The organism is Psychromonas algicola, from assembly GCF_004378355.1.
Classification (GTDB): Bacteria; Pseudomonadota; Gammaproteobacteria; order Enterobacterales; family Psychromonadaceae; genus Psychromonas.
Genome location: NZ_SNUB01000010.1, coordinates 92,475 through 99,025 on the forward strand (window position 1 = coordinate 92,475; position 6,551 = coordinate 99,025).

4 protein-coding genes and 1 pseudogene are annotated in these 6,551 nt (G+C 35.8%); 1 reads left to right on the forward strand and 4 read right to left on the reverse strand.

The window, feature by feature from the left end; translation table 11 throughout:
- Positions 1-112: 112 nt before the first annotated feature.
- The 3 genes from pssA to E2R67_RS07320 all read right to left on the reverse strand — a co-directional run bounded on the left by pssA (position 113) and on the right by E2R67_RS07320 (position 4,350).
- The gene (pssA, locus tag E2R67_RS07310; RefSeq protein WP_134290267.1) at positions 113-1,465 is read right to left on the reverse strand and encodes a CDP-diacylglycerol--serine O-phosphatidyltransferase; all 1,353 of its coding nucleotides are present in this window, start codon (positions 1,463-1,465) and stop codon (positions 113-115) included.
- 69 nt (positions 1,466-1,534) lie between these two features.
- Positions 1,535-2,725 (reverse strand): amino acid aminotransferase, encoded by a 1,191-nt coding sequence (locus E2R67_RS07315; protein ID WP_134290268.1) that lies wholly within the window; start codon positions 2,723-2,725, stop codon positions 1,535-1,537.
- Between the two features lie 86 nt (positions 2,726-2,811).
- Positions 2,812-4,350: a fumarate hydratase gene (locus tag E2R67_RS07320; protein WP_134290269.1), complete on the reverse strand. Its 1,539-nt coding sequence runs from the start codon at positions 4,348-4,350 to the stop codon at positions 2,812-2,814.
- Positions 4,351-4,457: 107 nt separating this feature from the next.
- Here E2R67_RS07320 and pabB point away from each other — a divergent pair, with 107 nt between their 5' ends.
- Positions 4,458-5,891 (forward strand): aminodeoxychorismate synthase component I, encoded by a 1,434-nt coding sequence (gene pabB, locus E2R67_RS07325; RefSeq protein ID WP_134290270.1) that lies wholly within the window; start codon positions 4,458-4,460, stop codon positions 5,889-5,891.
- 33 nt (positions 5,892-5,924) lie between these two features.
- Here the strand turns inward: pabB and E2R67_RS07330 are convergent.
- Positions 5,925-6,551 (reverse strand): annotated as a pseudogene (locus E2R67_RS07330) (integrase core domain-containing protein); the annotation flags it as partial.

Sequence of the window (6,551 nt, forward strand, 5' to 3'; positions counted from 1 at the left end):
ATGCCGAAGATTATACGTAAGCAAAAACATAATTCAATCAATAATTACCTATTTAACGCTAAGTGATTAAATAAATAGCAGTTAATTGAATTAAGGTTGTTAAATTATAAAATTATATAATCCCTTTGATGATTTTATCTGCTTTGATACGCTTTAATCGTGATAATAATTGTTTCACTTTATCAGGGTAACTTTTAAGATCATCAATTTCTTTATAATCATTAATTAATCGAGTGTGTTCAAGAATATTAGCTAACTCTTCATTCATCAAGCCGCTTAATTCTTTATGTGGATCTTCAATCAATAAACCATTTTCTAAATCTAAACGCCATGCTCTAGGATTTAAATTATGACCTGTTAATAAAGAATAGCGCTGGTCGGAATACACACCTTTTAAATGAAAACTATTGCTATCATGTTTCCACAAATGTAGTTTCAAATTACCATTCAAAATAGAAGTATGATGTTTTTTAGCAAAATTACGTAAGTTCACTTCATACAAATAGGGCAACGCTGCAATAGTTTTGAAGGGTTTATCTTCTGGAATATAAAAATCATTTGCTGTTTTATCACCAACTACAATGGTTATTTTAACATTACGTTTTAATAACGAAGAGATGTCTCTAGATAACACTGTCGGCAAGTTAAAATAAGGCGTAAATAGAATCAACTCTTTTTCTGTGGAATGGAAAATAGAACGAATAACCTTATTGAGAATATTTTTCTTAGCACCGATACCAGTAAGCGGTCTAATGCCTAAACCTCCTTCATTATTTGGTCCCTCAAAACGATATCCACAACGTTTGAGATCACGGCTTAAACTTTTATGGTGTTTTTTTAATTCATTGAATGCAGGTATAACATCAGTATTTAACTGTACAACAGCATCACTACTGACAATAACTTGTTGCAAATACCCTACCATTGAATCTGCTAATTCATGGTTTTCTATTAACCAATAGCGATCAAAACGATAGCGTTCTTGTTGATGTAAATAAATATTATTAATGCTGGCGCCACTGTAAAAAACGACACCATCAAAAATAAAACCTTTGAGATGTTGCACACCAAACAACTCTTTTCTTTTTACTGGCAAACCAAATATTTTGACGCCATGGCCTCGAAGATCAGCAACTTTTTGATACCAAGTTGTATTCGTATCTCCACCTTTTTCTGCCCCGATTAAACCTCTTTGTGCTCGATGAAAATCGATACAGATTGAAATATCCATATCAGGATGACGTGATTTTGCATCATATAATGCATCTAACACTTCACCGCCAGCTTCATCAGCTTCGAGATATAATGCTGCTATATAAATACGTTTTGTCGCTAATTGTATTTGATTAAATAACTCAGTTTTAAAGGCTTCTGTTGTAAATAAACATTTAACCTTATCTGAAGATATTGGCATTTTTTTCATTTTATTTAAAAATGAAAGGTTTTGATTAATTTTTTTACTCATAAATCTCTATTATATTATTAAGCCTTATCGCAAACACGATAAGGCTTAATTACTTAGAAAAATAACAGGTTAAATAACTTTGGCTAACGCATCACATAATGGCTGCATGTTATTTTTAGTCATACCAGCAACTGAAATACGTCCAGATCCTACAATATATACAGCAAATTCTTCTTTAAGTCGATTTACTTGCTCAACAGTTAATCCAGAGAAAGAGAACATACCTAATTGACGACTGATGAAGCTAAAGTCACCTTTCACGCCTTTCTCTTTCAATGTTGCAACAAATAAGTCACGCATTTCTTGGATACGAACACGCATATCTGCAACTTCTTGAACCCATTGCTGATAAAGTTTTTCATCATTAAGAATAGTGGTAACGATTGCTGCACCATGTGATGGAGGATTAGAATAATTGCTACGAATACCTGCTTTAATTTGGCTAAATGCAGCTTGTGCAATATCACTTGTTTCTGCAACAAGTGTTATACCACCAACACGTTCATTATATAAACCGAAGTTTTTAGAGAATGAATTAGCAATAAGTAGTTCTTTATTGTGCTCAGCAAATTTACGTAGGCCTTGTGCATCTTCTTCAACACCATTACCAAAACCTTGGTAAGCAAAATCAAAGAAAGGAATTGCGCCAAGTTTTGCGATTAATTTAGCTAATATTTCCCATTGTTCTTGAGTCGGGTCGATCCCTGTTGGGTTATGACAACAACCGTGGAATAAAACCATATCCCCTGCTTCAACAGATTGAAGAGAAGCAATCATTGCATCAAAATCAAGATCTTTAGTAGCAGCATCATAATAATCATACGCAGCGACTTCTAATCCAGCCGTTTTAAATACATTGCCATGATTCGCCCAAGTTGGATTACTTACCCAAACCTTTTTAATGCCTAATTTAGTGACAGCAAAATCAGCACCTGTACGTAATGCGCCTGTGCCACCAGGAACTTGCGCAGTGAGGGCTCGTTTTGATGTGATAATTTCAGCATCTTTACCGAATAATAATGTTTGAACAGCTTCACCATAAGCCGCTATACCTTCAATGGTTAAATAGCTTTTTGTGGTTTCTTCAGCAAGTAAACGTTTTTCAGCTTCTTTTACTGTTGCTAGAATTGGTGTTTGGCCCATTTCATTTTTATAAATCCCAACGCCTAGATTAATTTTATCTTTACGCGAGTCTTTTTTAAATGCGTCCGTTAAACCTAGGATAGGATCTGCGGGAGCCATACTTACTTGTTCAAACATACTTATTCCTTTATGAGTAATGGTAAATTGCTTTCATGTGTGTTTTATACCATTACTACTTTTTCAAGCAATCAATTTAGTAATTTTTATGACAATTTGCTGTCTAATTCGGCAATTTTTGCTTTCCAGATAGCAGGACCTTGATCATGAACATTATTTCCTAAACTATCTACAGCAACCGTAACCGGCATATCTTCAACATCAAATTCATAAATAGCCTCCATTCCAAGATCAGCAAATGCGACAACTCGAGATTTTTTAATCGCTTTAGCAACTAAGTAAGCGGCACCACCAACGGCCATTAAATAGACAGATTTATGCTTTGCAATAGAGTCAACAGTTTGTTGCCCACGTTCTGATTTACCAATCATGCCCAATAAACCAGTTTTTTCGAGCATGAAATCCGTAAATTTATCCATACGTGTCGCGGTAGTTGGACCTGCAGGGCCAACAACTTCATCACGAACAGCATCTACTGGTCCAACGTAGTAAATAAAACGTCCGTTAAAATCTACGCCTTCAGGGAGTCCTTGACCACTTGTAATAAGTTCTTGAATTCTCTTATGTGCAGCATCACGCCCCGTTAATATTTTACCTGACAATAAAATTGTATCGCCGCTTTTCCAATCACTCATATCAGCCTTGGTCAAACCATTAACATTAACTCGACGTACGTTTTTACCTGCTTCACGGGTGATTTCTGGCCATTGGTCTAATTTAGGTGGTGTTAATACAGCTTCTCCAGAGCCATCTAAAGTAAAGTGAGCATGTCGTGTTGCAGCACAGTTAGGGATCATCACAACAGGTTTTGATGCTGCATGCGTTGGACAGCTTTTAATTTTAATGTCCAATACTGTGGTTAACCCACCTAGGCCTTGAGCACCTATACCTAAATTATTAACACGTTTGAAAATAGCTAAACGTAATTTTTCATCTGTTGATAATGACTCAGGATCAGCCTTGGCTTTTTCTTGCAATTCAAAAATATCAACAGGCTCCATTAATGATTCTTTAGCCATTACCGCTGCTTTCTCTGCGGTTCCGCCTATGCCTATACCTAACATACCTGGTGGACACCAGCCTGCCCCCATTGTTGGTACAGTTTTTTCAATCCAATCTTCTATAGAATCTGATGGGTTCAGCATCGCCATTTTAGATTTGTTCTCAGAGCCGCCGCCTTTTGCAGCAACCATCACTTCAACTTTATCGCCTTTTACCATTTCCACATGGACAACAGAGGGAGTGTTGTCCTTGGTGTTTTTACGCGCACCAGCAGGGTCAGCAACAATAGAAGCACGTAAAGGGTTTGATTGATCGTTATAAGCCTGACGAACTCCTTCATCAACCAACTCTTGCACCGTCATTTCAGTATCAAAACTAACTTTCATGCCAATCTTAACAAAAACAGTGACGATCCCCGTGTCTTGGCAAATAGGACGTTTACCTTCAGCTGACATACGAGAATTAATTAATATTTGTGCAATGGCATCTTTAGCCGCAGGATTTTGCTCTGCTTGATAAGCTTTATCCATTGCCTGAATAAAGTCGAGGGGATGATAGTAAGAAATAAACTGCAGAGAATTTTTAACACTATTAATAAAATCTGACTCTTTAATGACTGTCATTCGTTGCTCCAAATAAATTGTAAACCGTTTTCTATAAAACAATGGTAATATTGATGCACTTAACTACCTAATTTTTTGTTAAAAAAATGTTGCCTAAATAGTAAAAAATGCCAAATCGAACAAGTAATATACTAATAAAACCCATTTCATTTTCTGAAAATGACATGTTCACCCTTAAAAAACACTTATCTCAACGAGATTGGTCTATGTTTTTGGAATCTGCCAGCTTAGATCATGTTGATAGCAATTGGTCTATTTATACATCAGATCCCATTGCGACTTTAACTCAAGAAAAGAATAAAGTTCTTTTTAACAATTTCAGTGTCAGTGAAACTACTGATATGGGTAATGATCCATTAAAAGCACAATCTGACATTCGCCAGAAACTATTTCATGCCGAGCTTCAATCAGAATTTCCATTTACAGGGGGAGTTATAGCTGCTTACCATTATGAAATGGGCGAAATATTTGAATCCTTAAAAAAAAGCCAACAAAATGAAGGATTGGGTTTAGGTCCCTTTCATTGCGGCTTTTATGACTGGGCTATTTTATATAACGTACAATCTAAACAATACTTTTTAGTACAACATCGTTGTAAAAATCAAGAGCTTGAACTTGATATACTGTGGGTTACTCGATATCAATGGCTAACTGAGTTAATCAATAAGCAAAGCAAGGCAGTAGCAGCCTTCCATTTATCGCAAGCCTGGCAATCAGACTATACTGAATCTGAATACCATAAAACATTTGCTACAATTCAAAATTATATTCTAAGTGGCGACTGTTATCAGGTAAATCTAGCACAACGTTTTCAAGCCCAATATGAGGGTGATGAATATCAAGCTTATCAAGCTTTATTGTTAGAAAACAAAGCCCCTTTTGCCGCATTTATTCGTTTGCCAGAGCAAGTTATTATCTCTGCATCGCCTGAACGTTTTTTACTTTCAACAAATAATCAAGTTCAAAGTAAACCAATTAAAGGCACCATGCCACGCTCTCCTAATGCAAATCATGATTTGATTAATAAAAACATTTTATTGCATTCAGAAAAAGATCAATCAGAAAATTTAATGATTGTTGACTTACTGCGCAACGATATTGGCCGAGTATGCAAAGCTGGTAGTGTTTCCGTACCACGTTTATTTGACATAGAAAGCTTCCCTGCAGTCCATCATTTAGTAAGCACAGTAACAGGTGATTTAAGCTCTCAATATAATAGTGAAGATTTATTAAGAGCTTGTTTTCCAGGAGGATCCATTACGGGCGCGCCGAAGATTCGTTCCATGGAAATCATTTGTGAACTCGAAAAATATCAACGTGAGATTTATTGCGGCAGCATTGCTTATATTAATGGCAACGGTGATATGGATAGTAGTATTACAATCCGTACATTAGTTTGCAAAAATCAAAAAATATACTGTTGGGCTGGCGGAGGCATTGTTGCAGATTCTAAAGTCGAAAGTGAATACCAAGAATGTTTTGATAAAGTAAGTAAAATACTACCAATACTTAGTCAGTTAAATAATCCAGACCAAATATAAACAGTTGTCCCATCCTGAAATAGGTTGACGGTTTTAATGAAAGACCAGTAGCACTTGCTCCTGGTCTTTTTTATGCACTTGATTTGGTGTTTTCATTCCCAAATTCATATGCGGTCACATTTCATTGTATATAAATATTGATTCTTCAACGAACTGTTTTAACTCGTCAATATTCGACATTCATATAGTAAAAATTCTTGTTTTAATATTCCATTTACTCGCTCAGCCAAAGCATTTTGATAACAGTCATAACCATCCGTCATAGAAGGTTTAATACCACTTTCATTCAGCTTTACTTGATAGAGCTCAGAGCAATATTGTAAGCATCTGTCACCAAGGATAAATAATGTCCCCCTTGCGCTGACTTCACATAGGTTATATCGCTGACAAAAACTTCTTCAGCGGACTTAGGAGTATAGTCTTTCAATAAATTAGCTGGGCTTACGCATCCAATGGTTGCTATGTGTCGTTTTTGTATAGTTTTTCTTAGGTTTTACCAGCTAGTTATTCTCTCTCAAGTAGTCAAAAAACAATCTATGCCTAGTTTTACACCTAGCTCTTCTAGTTGTGGTTTTATTAATTGGTAAAGCTTTTTACCACCAATACGGGCATAAATTTGCGCCAGTACATAACAAGATCTCTCACTGATGCTAAGTTATT

Coding starts and splice junctions, on each gene's coding strand:
- E2R67_RS07320 (WP_134290269.1), bottom strand. CDS start 4,350: ATGACAGTCATTAAAGAGTCAGATTTTATTAATAGTGTTAAAAATTCT.
- pabB (WP_134290270.1), top strand. CDS start 4,458: ATGCCAAATCGAACAAGTAATATACTAATAAAACCCATTTCATTTTCT.
- pssA (WP_134290267.1), bottom strand. CDS start 1,465: ATGAGTAAAAAAATTAATCAAAACCTTTCATTTTTAAATAAAATGAAA.
- E2R67_RS07315 (WP_134290268.1), bottom strand. CDS start 2,725: ATGTTTGAACAAGTAAGTATGGCTCCCGCAGATCCTATCCTAGGTTTA.